This window comes from Micromonospora sp. CA-240977, assembly GCF_050942285.1.
Classification (GTDB): domain Bacteria; phylum Actinomycetota; class Actinomycetes; order Mycobacteriales; family Micromonosporaceae; genus Micromonospora.
Genome location: NZ_CP192055.1, coordinates 4,314,354 through 4,338,677, shown reverse-complemented (window position 1 = coordinate 4,338,677; position 24,324 = coordinate 4,314,354). Strand labels below are relative to the sequence as shown.

The 24,324-nt window shown below is 71.3% G+C and carries 20 protein-coding genes; 13 read left to right on the top strand and 7 right to left on the bottom strand.

Features of this window, described 5'->3' with window-relative positions:
• The first annotated feature begins 33 nt into the window (after window positions 1-33).
• The gene (locus ACQPWW_RS20035) at window positions 34-1,824 is read left to right on the top strand and encodes a gamma-glutamyltransferase family protein (RefSeq protein ID WP_433124627.1); all 1,791 of its coding nucleotides are present in this window, start codon (window positions 34-36) and stop codon (window positions 1,822-1,824) included.
• Window positions 1,825-1,833: 9 nt separating this feature from the next.
• Here ACQPWW_RS20035 and ACQPWW_RS20030 read toward each other — a convergent pair whose 3' ends face one another.
• The 4 genes from ACQPWW_RS20030 to ACQPWW_RS20015 are packed head-to-tail and all read right to left on the bottom strand — an operon-like array spanning window position 1,834 to window position 5,073.
• On the bottom strand, window positions 1,834-2,460 hold the full coding sequence (locus tag ACQPWW_RS20030) for a response regulator transcription factor (RefSeq protein ID WP_433124625.1): 627 nt from the start codon (window positions 2,458-2,460) through the stop codon (window positions 1,834-1,836).
• Entirely contained in the window at window positions 2,457-3,692 is a 1,236-nt protein-coding gene (locus ACQPWW_RS20025) for a sensor histidine kinase (protein ID WP_433124624.1), read from the bottom strand. Before ACQPWW_RS20025 ends, ACQPWW_RS20030 begins: the two co-directional genes overlap by 4 nt.
• 5 nt (window positions 3,693-3,697) lie before the next feature.
• Window positions 3,698-4,150, bottom strand: a complete 453-nt coding sequence (locus ACQPWW_RS20020; RefSeq protein WP_433124622.1) for an ABA4-like family protein — start codon at window positions 4,148-4,150, stop codon at window positions 3,698-3,700.
• A complete protein-coding gene (locus ACQPWW_RS20015; RefSeq protein ID WP_433124621.1) occupies window positions 4,147-5,073 on the bottom strand; it encodes a hypothetical protein in 927 nt (308 codons plus the stop codon). Before ACQPWW_RS20015 ends, ACQPWW_RS20020 begins: the two co-directional genes overlap by 4 nt.
• A gap of 168 nt (window positions 5,074-5,241) precedes the next feature.
• Here ACQPWW_RS20015 and ACQPWW_RS20010 point away from each other — a divergent pair, with 168 nt between their 5' ends.
• Together ACQPWW_RS20010 and ACQPWW_RS20005 are read left to right on the top strand one after the other, a co-directional pair.
• The gene (locus ACQPWW_RS20010) at window positions 5,242-5,991 is read left to right on the top strand and encodes a glyoxalase (RefSeq protein ID WP_433124619.1); all 750 of its coding nucleotides are present in this window, start codon (window positions 5,242-5,244) and stop codon (window positions 5,989-5,991) included.
• A gap of 204 nt (window positions 5,992-6,195) precedes the next feature.
• Complete coding sequence (locus ACQPWW_RS20005; RefSeq protein ID WP_433124617.1) at window positions 6,196-7,368, top strand: lactonase family protein; 1,173 nt, start codon at window positions 6,196-6,198, stop codon at window positions 7,366-7,368.
• A gap of 64 nt (window positions 7,369-7,432) precedes the next feature.
• Here ACQPWW_RS20005 and ACQPWW_RS20000 read toward each other — a convergent pair whose 3' ends face one another.
• Window positions 7,433-7,777: a DUF1330 domain-containing protein gene (locus ACQPWW_RS20000; protein WP_433124616.1), complete on the bottom strand. Its 345-nt coding sequence runs from the start codon at window positions 7,775-7,777 to the stop codon at window positions 7,433-7,435.
• Between the two features lie 121 nt (window positions 7,778-7,898).
• Between ACQPWW_RS20000 and ACQPWW_RS19995 the strand changes: the two genes are divergently transcribed.
• The 5 genes from ACQPWW_RS19995 to ACQPWW_RS19975 all read left to right on the top strand — a co-directional run bounded on the left by ACQPWW_RS19995 (window position 7,899) and on the right by ACQPWW_RS19975 (window position 12,790).
• Window positions 7,899-8,717: a helix-turn-helix domain-containing protein gene (locus tag ACQPWW_RS19995; RefSeq protein ID WP_433124615.1), complete on the top strand. Its 819-nt coding sequence runs from the start codon at window positions 7,899-7,901 to the stop codon at window positions 8,715-8,717.
• 190 nt (window positions 8,718-8,907) lie between these two features.
• Complete coding sequence (locus ACQPWW_RS19990; RefSeq protein WP_433124613.1) at window positions 8,908-9,705, top strand: CDP-alcohol phosphatidyltransferase family protein; 798 nt, start codon at window positions 8,908-8,910, stop codon at window positions 9,703-9,705.
• Between the two features lie 98 nt (window positions 9,706-9,803).
• Entirely contained in the window at window positions 9,804-11,453 is a 1,650-nt protein-coding gene (locus ACQPWW_RS19985) for a sulfatase-like hydrolase/transferase (protein WP_433124612.1), read from the top strand.
• A 43-nt stretch (window positions 11,454-11,496) separates the two neighbouring features.
• Window positions 11,497-12,291 (top strand): FkbM family methyltransferase, encoded by a 795-nt coding sequence (locus ACQPWW_RS19980; protein ID WP_433124611.1) that lies wholly within the window; start codon window positions 11,497-11,499, stop codon window positions 12,289-12,291.
• A 79-nt stretch (window positions 12,292-12,370) separates the two neighbouring features.
• Window positions 12,371-12,790, top strand: a complete 420-nt coding sequence (locus ACQPWW_RS19975; RefSeq protein WP_433124610.1) for an ASCH domain-containing protein — start codon at window positions 12,371-12,373, stop codon at window positions 12,788-12,790.
• A 78-nt stretch (window positions 12,791-12,868) separates the two neighbouring features.
• Here ACQPWW_RS19975 and ACQPWW_RS19970 read toward each other — a convergent pair whose 3' ends face one another.
• Window positions 12,869-13,573 carry a permease-like cell division protein FtsX gene (locus ACQPWW_RS19970; RefSeq protein WP_433124609.1) on the bottom strand — a complete coding sequence of 235 codons (705 nt, stop codon included), beginning with the start codon at window positions 13,571-13,573 and terminating at the stop codon, window positions 12,869-12,871.
• 109 nt (window positions 13,574-13,682) lie between these two features.
• Between ACQPWW_RS19970 and ACQPWW_RS19965 the strand changes: the two genes are divergently transcribed.
• The 5 genes from ACQPWW_RS19965 (at window position 13,683) to ACQPWW_RS19945 (ending at window position 21,364) form a co-directional block, all read left to right on the top strand.
• Window positions 13,683-14,480, top strand: coding sequence for a PrsW family intramembrane metalloprotease (locus tag ACQPWW_RS19965; protein ID WP_433124607.1), 798 nt, complete (start codon window positions 13,683-13,685; stop codon window positions 14,478-14,480).
• 145 nt (window positions 14,481-14,625) lie between these two features.
• Window positions 14,626-17,901, top strand: coding sequence for a formate dehydrogenase (gene fdh, locus ACQPWW_RS19960; protein ID WP_433124606.1), 3,276 nt, complete (start codon window positions 14,626-14,628; stop codon window positions 17,899-17,901).
• A gap of 3 nt (window positions 17,902-17,904) precedes the next feature.
• Window positions 17,905-18,954: a 4Fe-4S dicluster domain-containing protein gene (locus ACQPWW_RS19955; RefSeq protein ID WP_433124605.1), complete on the top strand. Its 1,050-nt coding sequence runs from the start codon at window positions 17,905-17,907 to the stop codon at window positions 18,952-18,954.
• Window positions 18,951-20,027: an NrfD/PsrC family molybdoenzyme membrane anchor subunit gene (nrfD, locus tag ACQPWW_RS19950; RefSeq protein ID WP_433124603.1), complete on the top strand. Its 1,077-nt coding sequence runs from the start codon at window positions 18,951-18,953 to the stop codon at window positions 20,025-20,027. Before ACQPWW_RS19955 ends, nrfD begins: the two co-directional genes overlap by 4 nt.
• Window positions 20,028-20,110: 83 nt before the next feature.
• Entirely contained in the window at window positions 20,111-21,364 is a 1,254-nt protein-coding gene (locus ACQPWW_RS19945) for an L-lactate MFS transporter (protein WP_433124601.1), read from the top strand.
• Window positions 21,365-21,431: 67 nt separating this feature from the next.
• Here ACQPWW_RS19945 and ACQPWW_RS19940 read toward each other — a convergent pair whose 3' ends face one another.
• On the bottom strand, window positions 21,432-24,263 hold the full coding sequence (locus ACQPWW_RS19940; RefSeq protein ID WP_433124600.1) for a BTAD domain-containing putative transcriptional regulator: 2,832 nt from the start codon (window positions 24,261-24,263) through the stop codon (window positions 21,432-21,434).
• Window positions 24,264-24,324 lie beyond the last annotated feature (61 nt).

The window sequence follows — 24,324 nt, the reverse complement described above, 5'->3', positions numbered from 1 at the left end:
CGTTCGCACCGCGGATCCGAGTGAGGTGTGGTCATGACCTTCACCACCCGGCCCACGCTGCGGGGCACCTTCGGCATGGTCTCCTCGACGCACTGGCTCGCCAGCCAGTCGGCGATGGGCATCCTGGAACGCGGCGGCAACGCCTTCGACGCGGCGGTCGCCGCCGGGTTCGTCCTGCACGTGGTCGAACCGCACCTCAACGGGCCGGGCGGCGAGGTGCCGGCCATCGTGGCCACCGCGCAGGACCCCACGCCGAAGGTGCTGTGCGGGCAGGGTCCAGCGCCGGCCGGCGCCACCATCGCGCACTTCCGGTCCCTCGGAATGGACCTCGTCCCGGGCGCCGGACCGCTCGCGGCAGCCGTACCCGGCGCCGTGGACGCCTGGCTCCTGCTGCTGCGTGAGCACGGCACGCGCACCCTCGCCGAGGTGCTGGAGCCGGCCATCGGCTACGCCGGCGCCGGACACCCGCTGGTGGGCCGGGTCGGTGCCACGGTGGCGGCGGTCCAGTCGCTGTTCGAAGAGCACTGGCCCACGTCCGCCGCGCTCTGGCTGCGCGGCGGCCGGCCACCGACGGAGGGGGAGCTGGTCGCCAACCCGGCGTACGCGGACACCCTGCGCCGGCTGGTCGAGGCGGGACAGGCGGCCGGCGGGGACCGGGAGGCGCAGATCGAGGCCGCCCGCCGGGCCTGGAGCACGGGGTTCGTCGCCGACGCGATCGACGCGTTCAGCCGGAAGCCCTTCCAGGACTCCAGTGGACGGCCGCACGCCGGGCTGGTCACCGGCGACGACCTGGCCGCGTACTCGGCGACCTGGGAGGCGCCCGTCACCCTCGACTGGCACGGCTACTCGGTGGCGAAGACCGGTTTCTGGGGCCAGGGCCCGGTGTTGCTGGAGGCGCTGGCCACCCTGGACGCGCTCGACGATCCCGGCGCGTTCGACCCGGCGACCGCGGCGGGTGTGCACGCCCAGGTCGAGGCGCTCAAGCTCGCCTTCGCCGACCGGGAGGCCTGGTACGGCGACGGCGTCGAGGTGCCCGCCACGGCGCTGCTCTCCCGGGGGTACGCGCGCGAGCGGGCCGCCCTGATCGGCGATCGCGCGTCGGCGGAGCTGCGGCCGGGGAGTCCCGACGGGGCGCGGCCACGCCTGCCGGCCCACGTCCGACCCGAGGCCGCGCGGCGGGCGCCCGCGACGGATCCCACGACGGGGGAGCCGACGGTGCGGGCCGACGGGGTGACCCGGGGCGACACCTGCCACGTGGACGTTGTCGACCGCTGGGGCAACATGATCTCCGCGACCCCCAGTGGGGGCTGGCTGCAGAGTTCGCCGACCATTCCGGAACTCGGCTTCCCGCTGGGCAGCCGGTTGCAGATGTGCTGGCTGGAGGAGGGACTCGCCTCCTCGTTGGCGCCGGGCCGTCGCCCGCGTACGACGTTGAGCCCGACGATGGTGCACCGCGACGGCGAGCCGGTGCTGGCGTGCGGCACCCCCGGCGGCGACCAGCAGGACCAGTGGCAGTTGCCGTTCCTGCTGCGGCATCTCGTCGCTGGTCAGTCGCTCCAGGAGGCGATCGACGCGCCGGCGTGGCACACGCTCGGCCTGCCGGGGTCGTTCTATCCACGCGACATGGAGCCCGGCGTGCTGGTGGTGGAGGACCGGCTCGACGAGGGCGTGCGGGAGGCCCTGCGGGCGTACGGGCACGAGGTGCGGGTCACCGACGGGTGGAGCCTGGGTCGGCTCTGCGCGGTGACCCGTGATCCGGCGACGGGCGTGCTGTCCGCCGGCGCGAATCCGCGGGGGATGCAGGGCTACGCGTGCGGTCGTTAGGCCGGGCCGTCAGACGCCGCGGGCGAACAGGGCGAGGCGGACCCGGTTGGGGCTGTCGGTCTTGGTCATCAGGCTGGTGATGTGGGTCTTGACCGTGGTGACACCGATGTGCAGCCGGTCGGCGATCTCGGTGTTGGACAGGCCCTCGGCGACCAGGTCCAGCACGTCATGCTCGCGGGCGGTCAGACCCCGCACCGGCAGTGGCGTCTCGGGTCGGGCGTGCACCGCGCGCTGGACGAGACGCCGCAGCACCTCCGGGCTGAACGGGCTGTCACCGACGGCGGCCCGCCGGATGCCGTCGAGCAGTTCGGTCGGGGGCGCGTCCTTCAGCAGGAACCCGCAGGCGCCGGCGGTCAGGGCGGGGTAGAGGTGGTCGTCGTCGCCGAACGTGGTCAGCACCAGGATGCGGGTGCTGGGGCGTTCGGCGAGGATCCGGCTGGTCGCGGTGATCCCGTCGACACCGGGCATCCGCAGGTCCATGACGACGACGTCGGGCAGGAGCCGCCCCGCCAGCGGGATCGCGTCGCGGCCGTTGTCGGCCTCACCGACGACCTCGATGTCGGGTTGGGCGTCGCAGAGCATGCGCAGCCCGGCGCGGATCAGGTGCTGGTCGTCGACCAGCAGCACCCGGATCACGCCGGCTCCGGCGCGGGCGACCCGGCGGGGGCCGTGCGGTCCCGGGGCACCGGGCGGCCGGGCTCGGCGGCGGAGGCCGGGAGCACGGTACGCACCCGCCACCCCGTCGGGGTCGGGCCGGCCTCCAGCCGACCGCCGAGGACCTCGACGCGCTCGCGCATCCCGGTGATGCCGTGCCCACCGCCGGTCGGCATCCCCGCCGGCACCCCGCCGGGTCCGGTGTCGGCGACCTCCCAGTGCACGCACCCGTCGCGGACGGCGATCACGAGGCGCGCGAGCGCGGACGTCCCCGCGTGTTTGGCCACGTTGGTCAGCGCCTCCTGGGTCAGTCGCAGCACTGCCATGCCGCGTACCGCGTCGAGCGAGCCGATCGCCGGGTCCAGGTCGGCCTCCACTGTGACGCCGGCCTGACGGGCCCGGTCGATGGACGCGCCGATCGCCGCCGGCAGCGCGGACGGTTCGATCGCGGTCAGCGCCGCGTCACCGCGTACCCCGTCGGGGTCGCGCAGCACCGCGACCAGCCCGCGCAGCTCGGCCAGGGCGGCGGTGCCGGTGCCGTGCACGTCGTCGAACACCTCGCCCACCCGGGGGTCCAGGTCGGTGAGCACGTGCCGGGCCACGCCGACCCGCAGCACCATCGACGCCACGTGGTGAGCGACGACGTCGTGCAACTCGCGGGCGATGGCGCTGCGTTCGTCGGCGCGGGCCGCGCGGCTCTCCGACGCGTGCTGGCGTTGTTCGGCCACGGCTCGCTCGACGGCCTGTCGGCTCAGCTCCCGGTTGGTCCGGATGACGAGGCCGAGCAGCACCGGCACGCCCACCTCCAGGGTCAGGCCGACCACACCGGGTCCCACCTGGCTGAGCGTGTCGCCGATGGAGTCGGTCAGGTCGACAACGACAAGCAGGGCGGTGGCCAGCCAGATGACCCGGGGGCGGTGGACCCGCATGGTGACCTCGAGCAGCGCCCAACTGGCGCCGACCTGGTTGATCGTGAAGTCGTCGACGAGGCCGATCGCGACCGCCAGCAGGGCGGCCTGAACCACCAGGTTGGCCACCGGCCGACGGTGTGCCGCAAGCGCCACCGCGAACGCGAGCACCGCGAGGATCCACTGTGTCGCGGTGGTGGCGCGGGCGTGCGGGACGAGGAGCAGGAAGCCCAGCCCACTCAGGTCGAGCAGCACCATCCGCACGAGCGTGTCCCGCAGGTCGAACAGTCGCCCCAGCCATCGCACGGTGGTCAGCCTAGGTGCTGGGGGCCGGTGGCGGCGCCCGACGGCGGCCGCCACCGGGTCCGGACCGCGAGGTACGCGGCCAGGCCGAGCGGCCCGAGCAGGATGGTCAGCAGCAGCACCGGAGCCATCACCAGCGCCGGTACCCCCCGTTCCCTGCTGTCCCACCACGCCCAACGCCCGACGAACAGGTCGAACGCGATCATGTGCGCCCAGCCCGCCGCCGCCCCGACGGAGGTGCCGAGCAGGTCCCGTACCCCGGCCAGGGTCGGCGACGTCACGGCCGGCAGCACGTCGCCGAACGCCGGCAGCACCAGCAGCGCGTAGATCACCACGACCGGCAGCACGATCAGCGGCGAGGCGATGATCCGGGCGGTCCACGACCAGCGCGGCAGCAGGATCATCAGCGCCCAGAACGGCGCGGCCACCGCGAACGTCAGGGAGAACAGCGTCGCGGTCACGCGGCCAACGCCAGTTCCGGGCGGCGTCGCCGGGCCAGCACCAGCCCGCCGGCGGTCGCCGTCGCGACCACCAGGGCCGTGACCGCGATCAGCGTGCCCGCGTCCGGGCGCAGCAGCGGCTGTCCGCGCAGCGCCTGCCAGGTCAACAGCACGGTGAGGACGCCGTACGCGCTGCCCGCGACGACAAGCAGCCGAGCCCGGGTGCGCTCGTCCAGCCGGGTCGCGAACCGGCTCAGCAGGATCGCCAGGATCGGCAGCGCCTGGAGGGCGTGCAGCCCCACGAAGTGCCCGATCCGCAGGTCACCACCGGTGGTGCTCCAGCCGAGAACGGGCAACCCCGGCCCGCCGTCGGGCACACCGACGCTGTGGGCGCCACCGATCCCCTCGATTCCCGGGTCCTGCATCGGCAGCGCCATGGGCACCGCCGCGAGCATGCCCAGCAGGGACAGGCCGAGACCCCACCCGACGGCGGTCGCGGCGACCCGGTCGGGGATCCGCTGGATCAGGACCACGACCCCGATGACGAGATGGGCGAAGAACAACAGCATGATCGCCGCGCCCATCGACGCGAACAGCGCGGTGTTCAGGGGGGTGCTGTCGTTGAAGTGGCTGGTCTGCCCGCGGAGCACCTGGGCGACGATGATCGCGTTCTCGACGACCGCCACGGCGACGATGACGATGACCGCCCCCTCGACGGCGCGGCTGCGGCGGGGCAGCAGGGAGAGCATCCAGGCGAGGGTCGCGCCGTACAGCACGAAGGACACCCCGAACTTCAACGGCTTGAGCCAGATCGGCGCCCCGGTGAGGACGCGTGCGTCGACGAGGATGCCGACCGCGGCGACGACGGTGAGCACCGTCATCGCGGCTACCAGGAGCATCAGGGGGCGGTTCCAGTGTGTCGCCCGGCGCAGGAAGGTAATCATGTCTGTAGATGCTGGTGGTCGGTCCGGTGCAAAGCGTCCGACCGCGAGCCCCGGTTGCGGCCGACGGTCGGAGCGGCCCTCCTCCCTGGGTAGGAGACGAAAACCGGGCGGCGCTCGTCGCCGCTGCTGGCAGAATGGCCGACCTGCCGAGCGGACGGGGGACGACAGGTGTCGACACATGAGGACCGGGTCCAGCCGAACGAGACGACGGTGCCGCTGCTGCACTGCGCGGCGCCGCAGGAGACAGTGGCGTTCTGGCGGGCCCTTGGCTTCGAGGTGGCCTACGAGCAGCTCAAGCCGTACGTGTACCTGGCCTTCACCTGGAGTGGGTTCCAGCTGCACTACGGGCCGGCGCCGAAGGACCTGGACCCGGCGAAGGAGGTGTCCGGCGGCTGCCTGGTGATGGTCGACGCGGTCGCGGCGTACCACGCGGCGTTCACCGAGGCGATGCGGCGCGGCTACGGCAAGGTGCTGGTCAAGGGCCTGCCCCGGATGACCCGCTACCGCGCCGGGGCGTCCCGGTTCAGCATCGTCGACCCGTCGGGCAACACCATCATCTTCATCCAGCGGGACGAGCCGAAGGATCTGGAGTACGGCGGATCGATGGAATTGGCCGGTCTCGCGCGGGTGCTCGACAACGCGCGCATCCTGCGCGAGTTCAAGATGGACGACCGGGCGGCCTACCGGGCGCTCGACTCGGGAATGCGCCGCCGCGCCGAGGACGCGCCGGTCGTCGAGCAGGCGATGGCGTTGGCCGCCCTGATCGAGTTGTCGATCGCGCTGGACAAGGCCGACCGGGTGCCCGAGTGGGGAGCCCGCCTCCAGGCGCTGTCCCTGACCCCGGAGCAGCGGACGCGGGTTGAGCAGTACGTCGCCGATCCGGCCCTGCTCACGCAGTGGATGCCGCCAGCGCGTTGATCACCGGGCCGCCGCGTTTCGCCCCTGTCGGGTCGGGCGTCCGCTTTGCGATATGCCATCCGAGCGCGTACGTCTGCTCATTCCACGGAACGGCACAAAATTACCGCTTTAGGGTAAGGGTGCCCATCACGACTACATCCTCCGATAGCTTTCGAAGCAGAGGAAAACTCGTATTCCTCCCTTCGTGTGCGTAAGGAGTCAGTGATGAAGCGCAGCGTTGCGCTCGCGGCAGCCCTCCTGGCGGGTCTGACCAGCGTCGGATCGACCCCCGGAACCGCTCTCGCCGACGGTGGCGGCCCTGGACACCACGACGACCGCAAGGGAGGTGAATACCACCACGGTGACGAGGGCGCGCTCTTCGTCCAGACCAACAAGGCCGAGGGCAACACCATCAAGGTCTACGACCGCGACGAGGACGGCCGTCTCACCAAGGCGGGTGAGTACGAGACCGGTGGGCTGGGCGGCTTCACCATCGGCGCGCCGCTCGACGCGCTGGCCTCGCAGGGGTCCCTGATCTACCACAAGGGGTTGCTCTTCGCCGTGAACGCCGGCAGCAACACCGTGACCGTCTTCCGTGTCGAGGGCACCAAGCTGCACAAGCTCCAGGTCATCTGGTCCGGGGGTCTGCTGCCGGTCAGCATCGCGGCCCGTGGCGACCTCGTCTACGTCCTCAACGCCGGCGGCGAGGGTTCGGTGCAGGGCTTCGAGCTGCACAAGGGCCGCCTGTCGCGGATCGAGGACGCCAACCGGTCGCTCGGGCTGCACAACGGCAACCCGCCCGCCTTCGGCACCGCCCCGGCGCAGGTCAAGATCGACCCGGACAGCGAGTTCGTCCTGGTGTCGACAAAGGGCGCCAACGTCATGTTCAGCTACGAGATCGGTCGCCACGGCGAGCTGGCCTCGAACCCCGTGATCAGCGACGCGGGGAACACCCCGTTCGGCTTCACCTTCGACACCGAGGACTCGCTGCTGGTCACCGAGTCGGGCGCGAACGCGGTCAGCCGGTTCGAGCTGGAGGACGACGGCACGCTCGACCAGGTCGGGCCGTCGGTGCCGAACGAGCAGCAGGCACCGTGCTGGATCCAGCGCGTCGGCGACTACTTCTTCGTCGCCAACGCCGGCACCTCCACCATCAGCTCCTACCGGGTCAACGACGACGGCAAGCTCGAACTCGTCAAGGCCGTCGCCGCCGACACCGGCGGCGGGTCGATCGACATGACCACCAGCGACGGCTTCCTGTACGTACAGAACGCCACCGCCGGCAACGTGCAGGGCTACGAGGTGAACGAGGACGGCTCGCTGAAGCTCGTCACCACAGTGGAGGGTCTGCCGAAGTTCGAGAACGGCATCGGCATGGAAGGCATCGCCGCCTCCTGAGCCGTGTCACCCAGCTGGTCCCGGTCGTCCGCCGACCGGGACCAGCTCTTTGTGGTGCGCGGCGCTAGGAACCATCGGCCCGTCGGATCGCGGCAGCCATCTCCGCCGAGCTGTGGCCGGCGTCGACCCCCTCGACGAGGATCACCTCGCCGGCCAGGTGCCTCGTCCGCAAGGGCTTGATCTCCTGGTACGCGCCGGAGTGATACCAGGAGCGGGCCTTGGTCGAGTCGGGAAACTCGATGACGACCAGATCGCCCGGCCAACTGCCCTCCAGCACCTCGATGGATCCGCCGTGGACGATGAACCGACCTTCGAAGGGCGCCAGGGTGGCATCGATGCGCTCCAGATATTCGAGCACCTCGGCATGGACGGGGGCCCTGCGCAGATGAGCAAGCGCGTACGCGGTCATGATTCTCCGATCGTTGCGGACGGCTCGTTGCCGTCGAGGAGATGATCGCGAACGCTGGCGCCCGCTGTCGATTACGTCGCAGGTAATGGGGCGTACCCGGTGTGGTCACTAGACTCGGGGGGTGACGACCAGGACCAGGCCGGGCCGACCGGTGGGGCAGCTGCTGCGTGACTGGCGTCGACGTCGCGGTGTGAGCCAGCTCGACCTGTCGATCGAGGCGGGCGTGTCGGCCCGGCATCTGAGTTTCGTGGAGACCGGGCGGTCCCGGCCGAGCCCGGACCTGATCCTGCGGCTGGCGGAGCGGCTGGACATGCCGCTGGCCGAGCGCAACACGATGTTGCTCGCCGGCGGCTACGCCCCCGCCTACCCCAGCCACGAGCTGACCGACCCGGAACTCGCGCCGTTCCGGGCCGCGGTACGGCAGATTCTCGACGGGCACAGCCCGTCCCCCGCAGTGCTCGTCGACCAGCACTGGCAGCTCGTCGAGGCCAACCCCGCCGTCGCCCTGTTCACCGCCGACGCGAAGCCTCACCTGCTCGCCCCACCGGTCAACGTGCTGCGGCTCAGCCTGCACCCCGACGGCATGGCCCCGCGAATCCTCAACCTCCCCGAATGGCGGGCCCACCTGCTCGCACGGTTGCGCCAGCAGGCAGCGACGACCAACGACCCGATCCTGTCCGACCTGCTCGAAGAGCTTCGGGGCTATCCCAGTGGCGACGACGTCGTGGCGCCGACCAGCCACGACCTGTCGCGTGTCGTCATCCCACTGCGGTACCGCCACGGCGACCGGGAGCTGTCCTTCATCAGCACCACCACGCTCTTCGGCACTCCGCTGGACGTCACCGTCTCCGGGCTGGCCGTCGAGGCGTTCTTCCCGGCCGACCCGGTGACCACCGACACGCTCCAGGCCCTTGCCACGCCCACAGCCGGCACCGGCTGACCGCATCACCCACCGTCGCGTCCGTGGTGTCGGTCGACTGCGACGAGCTGCGGTCACGGTGGACGATTAACCGACCACTGAAGGGGCACGTCCCTCCGCAGCGCCCTGCGAGGTCGTGTTCAGAATGAACCGATCGGTCATATTTTCCGTGATGACGGTCAGGGTCACCCACCAGAGTCGCGGAGGCACGATGTCAACGGTTCGAACTGGTCCGGTCATCGGACTGATCGTGCAGGGCGCTGTGCTGGCGGCGCTTGCCGGGACGGTCGGCCTCGGCGCCGCCGGGTGGGTGGCGGGGCTGGCGTACGGGACGGTCCTGTGCCTCCTGCTCGGCCGGGGGTTGTCCCGCTCGGGTGCGCGTGGGCTGGGCCCGGCCGACCGGGTGACCCTGAGCCGGGCGATCCTCGTCGGCGGCGTGACGGCGCTGGCCGCGGACGCGTTCACCCGGCCGGCGCCGATCACCTTGATGGTCGTGTTGACCGCCGTGGCGCTGGCCCTCGACGCGGTCGACGGGTACACGGCCCGCCGCACCGGGACCACCAGTGAGCTGGGCGCCCGCTTCGACATGGAGATCGATTCCTTCCTTGTGCTGGTGCTCTGCCTCCACGTCGCGCCGGCGGTGGGCGGCTGGGTGCTCGCGATCGGCGCGATGCGCTACGTCTTCGTCGCCGCGAGCTGGGTGCTGGGATGGATGCGCGGGTCGCTGCCGCCGCGCTACTGGCGCAAGGTCGTCGCGGCGGTCCAGGGTGTGGTGCTGATGGTGGCCATGGGAGACGCGCTGCCCGGACCGCTGACGACAGTCGTGCTGATTGCCGCACTGGCGCTGCTCGTCGAGTCGTTCGGCCGCGACGTCACGTGGCTGTGGGTGACCCGGCACCGTCGCCGCACCCCGCTCCACGGCACTCCGGGCGTACCGGCCACGATGGTCCACGTGAGCAGCCACCGCCCGGCGGTCGCTGCGGCCCGCGGCGGCATCGCCCGCGTCTGAACCGCCCCTACGCCGCACTCCCCAGTGACCACGGAAGGATGCCCGGGTTGTCGCTCTTGACGCGAGTACGTGAGCTGCCGAGCCAGAGACGAAAGGCGATGGGGGACGGACTCCCGGGTGCTGCCGCCGACGACGGCACGGGTCGGGCGAGGCGCTCCGTCGCCACCCGGCTGACGACCGTCCTGGCCGCGCTGCTCGTGCTACTCGTCCTCACCATGCCGTACGACTTCGGTCACCTCACCGCGACGGCGTTCGTGCGGATCCCCCTGGAGGCGCTGCTGGTCGTGGCCCTCCTGCTCGCCCTGCCGCCGCGTGGCAGCCGGCTGGTCGCCACCCTCGCGGGCGTGGCCCTCGGCCTGCTCGGCCTGCTGAAGCTGCTCGACCTGGGCTTCTCCGCGGCGCTCAGCCGGGCGTTCGACCCGGTGCTCGACTGGGCGTTGCTCGACGAGGGGTTCGCCTTCCTCAGTGAGTCGTACGGCCGGCCCGCCGCCATCGGCGCCGCGACCGTCCTGGCGGTGGTGCTCGTGGGCCTGCCCGTCCTGGTGACGCTGTCGGTGCGGCGACTGCGACAGCTGGTGGTCCGGCACCGCGGCGGGACCACCCGGACGGTGGCCGCGCTGGTGGTCGTCTGGGTGGCCTGCGCCGCGTTCGACGTGCGGGTGGCGTCGGCGGTACCGGTGGCTGACACCTCCGCGACGACCCTGGCCAACGGCCACGGCTTCCAGGTGCGCGTGCGTCTCGACGACCGGAGGACGTTCTCCACCCTCGTCGACGCCGACCCGTTCCGCGACACCCCGGGCGACCAGTTGCTGACCGCGCTACGGGGCAAGAACGTGGTCATCTCCTTCGTGGAGAGTTACGGCCGGGACGCGGTCGAGGACCCGGAGTTCGCCCCGCAGGTCGGCGCGGTCCTCGACGGCGGCACCAGCCAGCTGGGCGCGGCGGGGTTCGGCGCGCGGAGCGGCTTCCTCACCTCGCCGACCTTCGGCGGCGGCAGTTGGCTCGCGCACGCCACGCTCCTCTCCGGCCTCTGGATCGACAACGACCAGCGGCACCGCACCCTGCTGGCGAGTGACCGGATGACCCTCAACGGCGCCTTCCGGCGCGCGAGCTGGCAGACAGTGGGCGTGATGCCCGCCGTCACCAAGGCGTGGCCGGAGGGGTCCTTCTTCGGCTACGAGCGGTTCTACAACGCCAAGGCGCTCGCGTACCGGGGCGAGAAGTTCAGCTTCGGCACCATGCCCGACCAGTACACCCTGGCCAGTTGGCGGCGGTTGGAGCAGGCCCGGCAGGTCGACGCGCCCACGATGACGGAGCTGGCGTTGGTGTCGAGCCACGCGCCCTGGACGCCCGTCCCACAGATGGTCGACTGGGCCGGCATCGGCGACGGCGCGGCCTTCCACCGGCCGGGCGGCGAGTCGGACGACAAGCGGCGCACCACCAAGCAGATCCGGGCCGACTACCGGACCTCCATCGAGTACACGCTGAGCACGCTCATCTCCTACGTGCGGACCTACGGTGACGACGACCTGGTGTTCATCTTCCTCGGTGACCACCAGCCCGCCGCCGTCGTCACCGGCGAGAACGCCAGCCACGACGTCCCCATCACGATCATCGCGAAGGACCGGGCCGTCCTGGACCGGATCTCCGGGTGGGGCTGGCAGGACGGGCTCAAGCCGGGGCCGCAGGCGCCGGTCTGGCGGATGGACACCTTCCGGGACCGGTTCCTGACCGCCTTCGGACCGTGACCCGGCCCCCGTCGCACCCCTCTCACGAACTGGACCCAGACGCATGACGGCTACCACCGACACCCGGATCGCCGCGCTCCGCAGCGATCCGGGAATGTCCCTGCTGCACCGGTCGCTGGACGTCTACTACGGCGACCCCGAGCGGGACGCGCGGATGGACGCCTTCTACTCCCGATTCGTCAGCGATGGGGATCTCGTCTTCGACATCGGCTCCCACGTGGGCGACCACATCGGCAGCTTCCGTCGCCTCGGAGCCCGGGTCGTCGCCGTGGAGCCGCAGCCGCTGTGCCTGCGCGCCCTGCGGGCGATCTACGCCGACGACGAGCAGGTGACGCTCGTCGACGCCGCGTGTGGCGCGCTCCCCGGCAGCACCCGGCTGCACGTGAACTCCGCCAACCCCACGGTGTCGACCGCCTCGCCCGACTTCGTGCGGGCGGCCCGGGGCGCGGGCGGCTGGGAGGGCGAGGTGTGGGACGCGGTCATCGAGGTTCCGGTGGTCACCGTCGACGCGCTTATCGACGAGTACGGCACGCCACGCTTCACCAAGATCGACGTCGAGGGTTTCGAGGACGAGGTGCTGGCCGGCCTGAGCCGGCCGCTGCCAGCGCTCTCGTTCGAGTTCACCACCATCGCGCGCGCGGTCGCCGATCGGTGTCTCGACCGCCTGACCGTGCTCGGGTTCGACGGCTTCGACGTCGCGCTCGGCGACAACAAGTCGATGACCTTCGAGAGGTGGCTGGCCGCGAGCGACATGGCGGCCCACCTGCGCGACCTGCCGCACCGGACGAATTCCGGCGACGTGTATTGCGTGACCGGTCGGCACCCGACGGGCGCCTGACCGGCGGTCGGGTGCGGCGCCGGCGGCGGGGCGGATCAGGACCCGGGCCCGCGGACATCGGATCGCGTACCCTCCGTGGATGGCACTCGATGATCTTCCGCTGGCCGAGTTCGCGTTTCCGGGACCGCTGCGCGACAGCCTCGTCGCCGCGATCCTGTCCGGTGCGAAGACGTCGACGACCGGCCTGCTGATCGGGTACGAACGCGCGAACGACCCGCTACCCGAGGTGGGACAGCGCTCCGCCGTGGTGGACTCCGCCGGCCGGCGCGTGGCGGTCATCGAGCTGACCGACGTACGGGTGGTCCGGCTCGCCGACGTCGACCTGCCGCACGCCGTGGCCGAGGGCGAGGGGGACGAGTCGGTGGCGCAGTGGCGGGCGGGGCACGAGACGTTCTGGCACAGCCCGGAGGTGCGCGCCGAGCTGGACGATCCCGGGTTCACCGTCGACGACGACACCCCGGTGGTCACCCAACGCTTCCGGCTGGTGCACGTCGTCTGAGTGCGCGATCAGTCCGCAGCGGAATGACGGGTTCCCTGTGCTCGGCGCGTGAACACCGCTCACCGGGTCGGCTGAGCGTTACAGCATCGCCAGCGGCGCCAGGGGGGTGACGTCGACGCCGTCGAGCTTCATCAGCTCGGACACACCGGACCCCTCCTTGGTCAGGGGCATCTCGAACCGCCACGACTCGTGCGTCATCTGCGGTTGGAGTTGGGCGGCGAGGTCGCCCTTGCCCTGGCACCGCTTGCGCAGGCGCTCGTATGCGGCGTCGCGGTCCTCGAACGTGACCGACTTCGCCGTCGGCAGTGCCCGGACGGCCTTCTCCGCGGCGGCTCGTTGCTCGCCGGTCGCCGACGGTTCGAGCTGGACGATGACCCCGATCCGGGATGGCAGCGGGTCGACATCCGCGATCCTGAGCACCACCTCGTCCACGCCGTCAACCTCAGTCAGCACCAGTTCGACCGCCTCGGCGATCGAGGCGTCGGTGACGGTGGCGCGGAAGAGCTCGGGCATGTGCTCCGGCTTGAGGGACGCCAGCAGGTCGGGCTGGTCCTGCAGATCCGCCTTCTGGCGCTCGAACGTCTGCTCGCGGGATTCGAAGGACACCTCGGTGACGCTCGGCATCGATTCGAGTCGCTGCCGCACTGTGCTCTTCTGCGTCACCGTCACGTCGTTGTCGAGGAAGACCGACAGGGCGACGTCCGCGGTCTCCTCGGGCTTCGAGGTGCAGGCGGAGAGGGCCAGGAGGGCTGCGAGTGCCAGGGACGACGCGGTGCGACGCATGATCGGAGATCGTAGTTGTCGTTCCCGGCCTTCGCGGCCCGTGCGGGGGTCGTCAGGATCTCCGGGCCGTGGCTGGTGTTCGTAACCTGGATCCGCCAGACTCCGCGGTATGGGTGATCGTTGGCGCCGGTGGGCGTGGGCCGGGGTGCTCGTCGTCGGGCTGATCCTCTACCTGGCGGTGCTGCGGACCCTGGTCAGCACCAAGAATCCGAACTTCGTGCCGGCGTTGATCCTGCTCGGGGCGACGCTTGTGCCGTTGACGTTCCTGACGTTCGCGCAGGCGCGTACCGGTCGGTGGCAGGTGCCGGCGTCGGCGCTGGTGACGTCGGCGTTCTTCGGCGGGGTGATCGGCACGGTGGTCGCCGGCACGCTGGAGTACGACACCCTGCGCGGCCTCGGCGCCCTGCCCATGCTGTTCGTGGCACTGATCGAGGAGTCGGCGAAGCTGATCGTCCCGGTGGTGCTGCTGTTCACGGTGGTGGCCCAGCATCGTCGTCGGGTGCCCTCCGACGGGTTGGTCATCGGTGTCGCCGCCGGCATGGGTTTCGCCGCGCTGGAGACGATGGGCTACGCCTTCACCGCGTTGCTGAGTTCGCAGGGCAACATCGGCGCGGTGGAGCAGACGCTGTTCATCCGTGGTCTGACCGCGCCCGCCGGTCACACCGCGTGGACCGGGCTCACCGCCGGCGCGCTGTGGGCGCTGTTGGCCAGCCCGAGCGTCCGCCGGCTGGTCGGCTTCCTCGGCACGTTCCTGGGCGTCGTCGTCCTGCACACCCTCTGGGACACGTTCACCGGCTCGCTTGTCTTCGTCGTGGTCGCGCTCGTCAGCATCGGCTGGCTGTTCTGGGAGCTGCGCCGCTACCGGACGTTCAACGACCGTCCGGTCGGCCAGCTCCAGCCGAGCTGACCCTCGCCGTACCCCATGCCTTTCCCGGCCCGCGTGAGAAGGCCGGGGAAGGCATGACTCTTTGTGATCTCGCTGCGATCGGGCCGGCGCCTCGTCTACTGTCAGGCTGTTCACATTTGGTGTGATTAGTCGGGAAGGTGCGGCGATGGGGGTGCGGACCTGGATCGAGGGCTGGCCGGTCTACCGCCAGCTCACCGGCACCGACCCGCTCGGCCGGGGCACGGCGGCCGAGTCCGACGGGTCCCGGGCGCTCACCGCCCGCACCGAGACGGCCGACTCGATGGCCCGGTCCGTCTGTCCGTACTGCGCCGTCGGCTGCGGCCAACGGGTGTACGTCAAGGACGGGCAGGTCAGCCAGATCGAGGGCGACCCGGACAGCCCGATCTCGCGGGGTCGGCTCTGTCCCAAGGGTTCGGCCAGCAGGAGCCTGGTGACCAGCCCGCTGCGGCAGACCACGGTCCGCTACCGCAGGCCGTACGGCACCGAGTGGGAGGACCTCGACCTCGACACGGCGATGAACATGATCGCCGATCGGGTCCTGGCCGCCCGGGACGAGACCTGGGAGGACGTCGACGCCGAGGGTCGACCGCTGAACCGGACGCTGGGCATCTCCAGCCTGGGCGGTGCGACGCTGGACAACGAGGAGAACTACCTCATCAAGAAGTTGTTCACCGCGATGGGGGCGCTCCAGATCGAGAACCAGGCCCGCATTTGACACTCCGCCACCGTCCCCGGTCTGGGGACCAGCTTCGGTCGCGGCGGCGCCACCCAGTTCCAGCAGGACCTGTCGAACTCCGACGTGATCGTCATCCAGGGCTCGAACATGGCTGAGGCGCACCCGGTGGGCTTCCAGTGGGTGATGGAGGCCAAGCGCCGTGGCGCGAAGGTGTTCCACGTCGACCCGCGGTTCACCCGGACCAGCGCGCTTGCCGACTCGTACCTGCCGATCCGGGCCGGCACCGACATCGCGCTGCTCGGCGGGGTGATCCGCTACATCCTGGACAACGAGCTGGACTTCCGGGAGTACGTCGTCGCCTACACCAACGCCGCGACGATCGTGACCGACGAGTTCGTCGACACCGAGGACATGCACGGGCTCTTCTCCGGCTTCAACGACGACAACGCCACCTACGACCAGGCCAGTTGGCGGTACGAGGGCCACAGCCAGAACCAGACGACCCGTGACAGCGAGACGCAGCGGGAGACCGCCGCCGGGCTGGAGAACGAGTCGCACGGCGCGCCGGTCGGCGGCCAGACCCAACGCGACGAGACGTTGCAGGACCCGCGCTGCGTCTACCAGATCCTCAAGCGGCACTTCTCCCGCTACACCCCGGAGATGGTGGAACGGGTCTGCGGCATCCCGCAGGAGAAGTTCCTCGAACTGGCCCAGGCGTGGACGGAGAACTCCGGTCGGGACCGCACCGGCATGCTCGTCTACTCGGTGGGCTGGACGCAGCACAGCGTCGGTGTGCAGTACATCCGTACCGGCGCGATCATCCAACTGCTGCTCGGCAACATGGGCCGCCCTGGTGGCGGGGTCATGGCCCTGCGCGGGCACGCCAGCATTCAGGGCTCCACCGACATTCCGACGCTGTTCAACCTGCTTCCGGGCTACCTGCCGATGCCGCACCACGCGGAGCACCCGACCCTGGACAAGTGGGTGGACAGCATCGCGCACCCCGGGCAGAAGGGCTTCTGGGGCAACGCGCGCACCTACGGCGTCAACCTGCTCAAGGCGTACTGGGGTGATGCCGCCACCGCGGAGAACGACTACTGCTACGGCCACCTGCCGCGGATGACCGGTGACCACGGCACCTACCAGCAGGTGCTCGACATGATCGACGGGAAGATCAAGGGGTACTTCCTGCTCGGGCAGAATCCGGCGGTCGGTTCGGCGCACGGCCGGGCGCAGCGCCTCGGCATGGCCAACCTGGACTGGCTGGTGGTCCGGGACCTGTTCGAGATCGAGAGCGCCACCTTCTGGAAGAACGCTCCGGAGATCGAGACCGGCGAGATCATGACGGCGGAGTGCCGGACCGAGGTGTTCTTCCTGCCCGCCGCCTCGCACGTGGAGAAGGAGGGCACGTTCACCCAGACGCAGCGGTTGTTGCAGTGGCGGGAGAAGGCCGTCGAGCCGCCGGGCGACGCCCGCTCCGAGCTGTGGTTCTTCTACCACCTCGGGCGGATCATCCGGGACCGGCTGGCATCCTCGACCCGGTCGCGCGACCGCGGGCTGCTCGAACTCAGCTGGGACTACCCCACGCACGGTCCGCACGCGGAGCCGAGCGCCGAGTCGGTGCTCTATGAGATCAACGGGTACGACGTGGCGTCCGGCCGCCCCCTGTCGTCGTTCACCGAGATGAAGGACGACGGCTCGACCGCCGGCGGTTGCTGGATCTACACCGGCGTGTACGCCGACGGCGTCAACCAGGCCGCCCGCCGCAAACCCGGTGCGGAGCAGTCCCTGGTCGCCCCGGAGTGGGGGTGGGCGTGGCCGGCGAACCGGCGGATCCTCTACAACCGCGCCTCCGCCGACCCGGACGGAAACCCGTGGAGTGAGCGCAAGAAGTACGTCTGGTGGGACGCGGAGAAGGCCGAGTGGACCGGCTACGACGTGCCGGACTTCGAGAAGACCAAGCCGCCGTCGTACCGACCGGCCACTGACGCCTCGGGAGTGGCGGGCATCGCCGGCGACGACCCGTTCATCCTCCAGGGCGACGGCAAGGGCTGGCTGTACGCGCCCACCGGCGTGCTCGACGGCCCGCTGCCCACGCACTACGAGCCGGTGGAGTCGCCGGTGCGCAACCCGCTCTACCGGCAGCAGGCCAACCCGACCCGCAAGGTCTACACCCACCCGATCAACACGCTCAACCCGAGCCCACCGGAACCGCACAGCCAGGTGTTCCCGTACGTGTTCACGGTCAGTCGGCTCACCGAGCACCACACCGCCGGGGGGATGAGCCGGACCGTCCGGACGCTTGCCGAGCTGCAACCGGAGATGTTCGTCGAGGTGTCACCGGAGTTGGCGGTCGAGCGCGGGCTCACCCATCTGGGGTGGGCGCACCTGGTGACCGCCCGCGCGGCCATCGAGGCGAAGGTGCTGGTGACCGACCGGCTCACCCCGCTGCGCGTGGACGGTCGGATCATCCACCAGCTGTGGTTGCCGTACCACTTCGGTTTCGAGGGTCTGGTGACCGGCGACTCGGCGAACGACCTGTTCGGCATCAGCCTGGACCCGAACGTCCTGATCCAGGAGAGCAAGGTCGGCACCTGCGACATCCGTCCGGGGCGACGCCCCCGCGGACTCCAGCTCCAGGAACTCGTCGTCGACTACCGACGGCGGTCCGGGGACCTCAACCCGCACTACCCACCGCAGGTCACGACCGACTCCGCCGACGGCGGCCCGGACCAGGAGGTCTGACCCATGGCCCACGCCAACGCCCTGTACGGCCCGTTGGATCCGGCGCCGGACGCCGGTTACGAGAACCCGCCGCCCCGGATGGGGTTCTTCACCGACACCAGCGTCTGCATCGGCTGCAAGGCCTGCGAGGTGGCCTGCAAGGAGTGGAACCTCGTCCCGGAGAGCGGTCTGGACCTGCTCGGCATGTCCTACGACAACACCGGCGCGTTGACCGCGAACTCGTGGCGACACGTCGCGTTCGTCGAGCAACCCCGCCGGGCCGGCCTGGCGACCCCGGCGTTCGAGCAGGACCCGGACGGACCGGCGGTCAGCCCGGCAACGGCGGCGCTCGGCGCGCTGACCAGCGTCGACACCGGAACTGACCCGGGGCTGCCCACCGGGTCGCCAGCGGCGGCGGCGCGGATGTCGGCCGGCCCGAAACCGGAGTTCCTGGGGATGCCGGGCGCGCAGCCGCCGGGGCGGGGCTCCGGTGTGGAGGGGCGTTCGGATTTTCGGTGGTTGATGATGTCGGACGTTTGTAAGCACTGCACGCATGCGGCGTGTCTGGATGTGTGTCCGACGGGTTCGTTGTTCCGGACGGAGTTCGGGACGGTGGTGGTGCAGGAGGACATCTGCAATGGGTGTGGTTACTGCATTTCGGCGTGTCCGTACGGGGTGATCGATCAGCGTAAGGATGACGGTCGGGCGTGGAAGTGCACGCTGTGTTACGACCGGTTGGGTGCGGGGATGACACCGGCGTGTGCGCAGGCGTGTCCGACCGAGTCCATCCAGTACGGGCCCTTGGACGAGTTGCGGGAGCGGGCGGCCACGCGGGTGGCGACGTTGCGGGGGCGGGGGGTGCCGGAGGCGCGGTTGTACGGGCACGACCCGCACGACGGCGTGGGCGGTGACGGGGCGTTCTTCCTGCTCCTCGACGAGCCCGAGGTGTACGGGCTGCCACCGGACCCGGTCGTGGCGACCCGGGACCTGCCGGCCATGTGGAAACGCGCCGGACTGGCCGCCCTCACCATGGCGGCGGCCACCGTGTTCGCGTTCCTCGGGGGGCGGCCATGACCGACCTGCCACCGAACGAGCCGGCCGGCGCCCGGTTCCGCGAGTTCCAGGCCCGCGTCGACGAGGCCGTCGGGCAGCGCCGGCGCGGCCGGGGTCGCGGCCACGACGGTGAGCAACTGACAGTGCCGGTGGCCGACTTCACCTCCTACTACGGCCGGCCGATCCTCAAACCGCCGACGTGGAAGCACGACATCGCCGGTTACCTGTTCACCGGGGGTCTCGCCGCCGGGGGCGCGCTGATCGGCGCGGGCGCTCAACTGACCGGGCGGCCCGGCCTGCGCCAGGTGGGGCGGTGGACGGCCCTCGGCGGCGTCACCGCCAGCACGTACCTGCTGGTGCACGACCTCGGGCGGCCGGCCCGGTTCCACCACATGCTCCGGATCGCCAAGCTGACCTCGCCGATGTCGGTCGGCACCTGGATCCTCGCCGTGTTCGGGCCACTGGCCGGGGTGGCCGCGATCGCCGAGATCGCGCCGCGACTTCCCCAACACGGCGTGCTCGGCCTCGCCCGCCGGCTGGCGCCCCCGGTCGGCAACGTCGCCGGCCTGGCCGCCGCGGCCGCCGCCCCGGCGTTGGCCACCTACACCGGGGTGCTGCTCGCCGACACCGCCGTACCGTCCTGGCACGACGCGTACCCGTCGCTGCCGTTCGTCTTCGCCGGCAGCGCGCTCGCCGCCGCGTCCGGGGTCGGACTGATCGCGGCGCCCGCCGCGGAGACCGCCCCGCTGCGGCGACTCGTCCTCGCCGCCGCGAGCACCGAACTGGTCGGCGGTCGCCGGCTGGAGCGGATGGGTCTGACCGGTGAGCCCTACCGGCACGGCCGCAGCGGCCGACTGGTCCAGGCGGGCCGGGCGCTGCTGGGTGTGGGCGCCGTCGCCGCGTTGTTCAGCCGGCGCAGCCGGATGCTGTCCGCGCTCTCCGGCGCCGCGCTCGTCGCGTCGTCGGTCGCCACCCGGTTCGGCGTCTTCGAGGCGGGCATGGCATCGGCGCGCGACCCGAAGTACACGGTCGTGCCGCAACGGGAGCGGCGCGAGCGCAGGGAGGGCCGGTCGCCGGCCGAGAAGGGGACATAGCTCGACAAGCAGGCGCCAGCCAATGAGCAAGCAGACGGGGGACTCAGCTCATGGCACACACCGCAAGCGATCAAGGAAGATCCGTGCCGACGCGGGGCCGATGGGGTCTCGTCGTCGCCGCTGTGCTCGTCCAACTCGCGCTCGGCGCGGTGTACGCGTGGAGCGTGTTCAACAAGCCGTTGCAGGCCGAATTCGGCTGGGCGAAGTGGGAGGCCGTCCTGCCGTTCGAGGTGGCGATCGGCACGATCTTCATCGGCAGTCTGGTCGGCGGGCGCATCCAGGACCGGCGCGGCCCGCGACCTGTCGCGCTCGGCGGCGGCGTGCTCTACGCGATCGGCAACATGCTTGCCGCGCTCACCTCGTCGGCGGACCAACTGTGGTTGCTGGTGCTCACCTACGGCGTGTTGGGGGGAATCGGCCTGGGGGCGGCCTACATCACCCCGATCGCGATGCTCGCCAAGTGGTTCCCGGACCGGCGCGGCCTGATCACCGGCATCGCGGTCGCCGGGTTCGGCTTCGGCGCCGTGATCGTCGCACCGGTGGCGAAGGGACTGCTCAACGGCACCGACGATCCCACCCACGTGTTCTTCCCGCTGGGCGTCGCCTACCTTGTCGCGATCCTGCTCGGGGCGTCCTTCTTCCGTAACCCGCCGGCGGGCTACCAGGTGCCCGGGTTCACGCCGAAGACCACCGGTCGGGCCCTCGCCGGCACCCGGGTCTACACCCTGCGGGAGGCGCTGCGGACCCGGCAGTGGTACCTGCTGACCGGCATCCTCGCGCTCAACGTCACCTGCGGCATCGCACTGATCTCCCAGGCCTCCGACGCCGCCCAGGTGATCACCGGGGCGAGCGCGGCCGCCGCCGCCACCCTGGTTGGCGTCCTCGGCCTGTTCAACGGCGCCGGACGGGTGGCCTGGGCCTGGCTGTCCGACCGGATCGGCCGGATGCCGGCCTTCCTCGGGATGCTGCTCCTGCAGGCGATCTGCTTCTTCATCCTGCCGCACGCCGCGTCGCTGGCGCTCTTCGCGGTCCTGGCCGCGCTGGTCTACCTCGCGTACGGCGGTGGGTTCGGCACCATGCCCGCCACCGCGGCCGACTACTTCGGCACGCCCAACGGCGGTGCCATCTACGGCGCGATGATCGTGGCCTGGAGCATCGGCGGGGTGGTCGGCCCGCTTGTCACGTCGCTGCTCTACGAGGCGAGCGGCAAGAGCTACACGCTGCCGTTCACTGTCATCGCGATCGTCGCCGTCATCGCCCTGATCCTGCCGCCGATCACCCGGATGCCGTCCGAGCCGGGACTGCCCCAGTCGCTGGGCGGCGGCACCGGACGCTGAGCCGGCTGGCGAAGAGCGGCGCGGGGTGCGGCGCCCCCTTACCCGCTCGTCGCCGGCACCGGCACGGCTACTCGGTCGTCGGCGACGACCCGTCCTGCCGGCGCGACGTCTGCCGCGCCGGCAGGACCGACATCCGCTGGCGGAGCAGTGCGGCTTCTCCGGTGCGACGTTGGACCTGCAGCAGATCCACCGCCTCCTGCCACGCCTGCTGGGCCTCGGCCCGCCGGTCCATGCTTGTGTACAGCTCGCCCAGGCTGGTCAGGCAGTCGACCTCGCCCCTCGTGTTGCCCACCTCGGCGTACACCGTGCGGGCCTGCTGGTAGTAGGCCAGCGCCTCGGTGTGGCGCCCCGTCTGGTGGTCGATGTAGCCGAGGCTGTGCAGGGTGTCCGCAGCGGCGTCCGGGTGCTCGTGGCGGCGGTACAACTCGACGGCCTGCTCGCAGGCGGCGCGGGCCTCGTCGTACCGTCCGAGCTGGGCGAGGGACCAGCCCACTCCGTTCAGACCCCGAGCCTCCTCCACCGCGTCACCGAGTGACCGGAATATCCCCACCGCGAGCCGGTAGTGGGCCAACGACTGCTCGTGGTCGCCCTCCAACCCCCACGTGACGCCGAGCGCGAAACAGGTGCGGGCCTTCTCGGCGAGGTCGCCCGCCTGCTCGGCGTACGCGATGGCGACCTGAAAGCGCGCGACGGTGGCCCGGATGTCGCCCAACCACTGGATGGCCTGCCCGAGGAAGCGGTGTGCCATGGCCTGGACGGCCGGATCGCCCTCGGAGTCGGCGGCGGCGACTCCGGCCTGCCAGACCGTCACCTGGTCGCGCTTGCGGCCCCGCCGGGCGTGGAAGGTCGCCAGCGTCCGGGCCAACTGCCACACCTGCCGATGCCAGCCGTGCGTCACGCTGACCTGCTGGGCGCTCAGCAGGTGCGGATGTTCCCGATCGAACCACGCCATCGACTCCGCCACGCCGCCCATGCGTTCCGGGGCGCACCCCGGCGTCGGACAGCCGACCGTGAGGGGCGGACGCCACGGGTCCAACAGCCGATCGGCCGCGTAGGCGGTGTGCAGGTAGAACTCGACAAGTCGCCGCAGCGCCGCCTCGCGCGTCTCGGCGTCCACCGTCTCGGTGGCCTGCTCGGCGGCGTGCAGCCGGACGAGGTCGTGCATCCGAAAACGGCCCGGCGCCTGCTGGTGCACCAGGTAGGTGGCCTCCAACTGTCGCAGCAGCTCCCCGGCCCTGGTCGCCGGCACACCGATCAGGCTCGCCACGGCGGCGAGGCTGATGTCGTCGGTCGGCACCAGGCCGAGGAGCGCGAACACCGTCGCCGCCGCGCCGGGCAGTGCGGCGCAGGACGAGGAGAACACGGCCCGCAGATTGACGTTCAGCTCGCCGGCGTCGAGGGCGTCGAGCCGGGCGGAGGCGTCCCGTAGCTCTCGGGCCAGGGTGGCCAGCGGGAGCTGGGGGCGGGTGGCGGCGCGGGCGGCGACGATGCCCAGCGCGAGCGGCAGCCCGGCGCACTGGTCGACGAGGGTCGAGACCGCCGCGGGCTCCGCGCGGACCCGATCGGGTCCGAGATGCCCGATCAGCAGCTCGCGACTCTCGTCCGGGGACAGCACGTCGAGAGCGATCGGGCGGGCCCGGTGGGTGGCCGTCAGGGCGGCCAGCTCGCGCCGGCTGGTGACCAGCACCGTGCAGGTCGGGCTGCCGGGGAGCAGCGGTACGACCTGCTGGGCGTCGCGGGCGTTGTCCAGCACGATCAACATTCGTCGGCCCGCCAGCAGGCTGCGGTACAGGGCGGCCTGGGTGTCCGGATCGACGGGTATCGCGTTCGGGGCGACGCCGAGGGCTTCCAGGAAGCCGCGGATCACGGTGCTCGGCGAGACCGGACCGAATCCGGGACCGAAGCCACGCAGGTCCGCGTAGAGCTGGCCGTCGGTGAACCGGTCGAGGTGGGTGTGTGCCCACCGCAGCACCAGCGAGGTCTTGCCGATCCCGCCCGAGCCGCCGATCGCGCAGATCCCCACCGCCGTGTCGGACCCGTCCGCGACGGCCGCGGTGAGGTACGCCAGTTCCTCGGCTCGGGCGGTGAACAGGCCCGGGGGAGCGGGCAGTTGACGGGGGACCACCGACAGCGCCTCCCGGGGAGCCGGCTGCGGCCCGGCCAGCGTGGGGTCGGCGGCCAGGATGCGCTGGTAGAGGTGTTGCAGCGGCGGACTGGGGTCCGTGCCCAGGTCGTCGGCCAGCCGCAGCCGGATCCGCTCGTAGTGCTCCAGCGCCTCGGCCGGCCGGCCGCGTCGATACAGGCTCAGCATGAGCTGACCGGCGATGCGCTCGTCGAGGGGGCGCGCGGCGGCCCGCGCCGGCAGGTCGGCCAGCAACTCGTCGTGCCGACCCCGCAGCAGCATCAGATCCGCGTGGTCCGACTCGGCCTCGATCCGCTGCCGGTCCAGACCCGCCCGTACGCCGTTGAACCAGGGACTGTCCAGCCGGGCGAACGCCTCACCCCGCCACAGGGCGAGCGCCCGCTCGAACAGCGTCAGCGCCTCATTTTGGTCACCCGTCGACCGGGCCCGGTCGACGAGGTCGTGGAAGCGGCGCAGGTCCACCGACTGCTCGTCCACGGCGAGCACGTAGCCGCCCGAGCGGCGGACGAGGTCCACCCCGGGGGCGGCCGTCAGTGCCTGACGGAGCCGGGAGAGATAGCCGTAGAGCGTGTCCCGCACGCCGTCGGGAGGCTCTTCCCCCCACACCCGCGCCACGATGCTCTCGACGGAGACGAGCTGGTTGGCGTCGGTGAGCAGGGCGGCGAGCACGGCTCGCTGACGGAGGGTGCCGAGCGGCATCTCCCGGCCGTCGAGGTGGGCCTGGATCTCACCGAGCAGACCAAACTCGACCGCCACAGCAGACTCTCCTCGGCTCGACACCGCATCTATTGATACACCTGGCGTCGGCGCGGGGGCA

Excerpts from the sequence above, each read along its gene's own strand:
- ACQPWW_RS19985 (WP_433124612.1), top strand. The coding sequence starts at position 9,804 with ATGGGGGACGGACTCCCGGGTGCTGCCGCCGACGACGGCACGGGTCGG.
- ACQPWW_RS20015 (WP_433124621.1), bottom strand. The coding sequence starts at position 5,073 with ATGATTACCTTCCTGCGCCGGGCGACACACTGGAACCGCCCCCTGATG.
- ACQPWW_RS20005 (WP_433124617.1), top strand. The coding sequence starts at position 6,196 with ATGAAGCGCAGCGTTGCGCTCGCGGCAGCCCTCCTGGCGGGTCTGACC.
- ACQPWW_RS19970 (WP_433124609.1), bottom strand. The coding sequence starts at position 13,573 with ATGCGTCGCACCGCGTCGTCCCTGGCACTCGCAGCCCTCCTGGCCCTC.
- ACQPWW_RS19980 (WP_433124611.1), top strand. The coding sequence starts at position 11,497 with ATGACGGCTACCACCGACACCCGGATCGCCGCGCTCCGCAGCGATCCG.
- ACQPWW_RS20000 (WP_433124616.1), bottom strand. The coding sequence starts at position 7,777 with ATGACCGCGTACGCGCTTGCTCATCTGCGCAGGGCCCCCGTCCATGCC.
- nrfD (WP_433124603.1), top strand. The coding sequence starts at position 18,951 with ATGACCGACCTGCCACCGAACGAGCCGGCCGGCGCCCGGTTCCGCGAG.
- ACQPWW_RS19975 (WP_433124610.1), top strand. The coding sequence starts at position 12,371 with ATGGCACTCGATGATCTTCCGCTGGCCGAGTTCGCGTTTCCGGGACCG.
- ACQPWW_RS20035 (WP_433124627.1), top strand. The coding sequence starts at position 34 with ATGACCTTCACCACCCGGCCCACGCTGCGGGGCACCTTCGGCATGGTC.
- ACQPWW_RS19955 (WP_433124605.1), top strand. The coding sequence starts at position 17,905 with ATGGCCCACGCCAACGCCCTGTACGGCCCGTTGGATCCGGCGCCGGAC.
- ACQPWW_RS19990 (WP_433124613.1), top strand. The coding sequence starts at position 8,908 with ATGTCAACGGTTCGAACTGGTCCGGTCATCGGACTGATCGTGCAGGGC.
- ACQPWW_RS19965 (WP_433124607.1), top strand. The coding sequence starts at position 13,683 with ATGGGTGATCGTTGGCGCCGGTGGGCGTGGGCCGGGGTGCTCGTCGTC.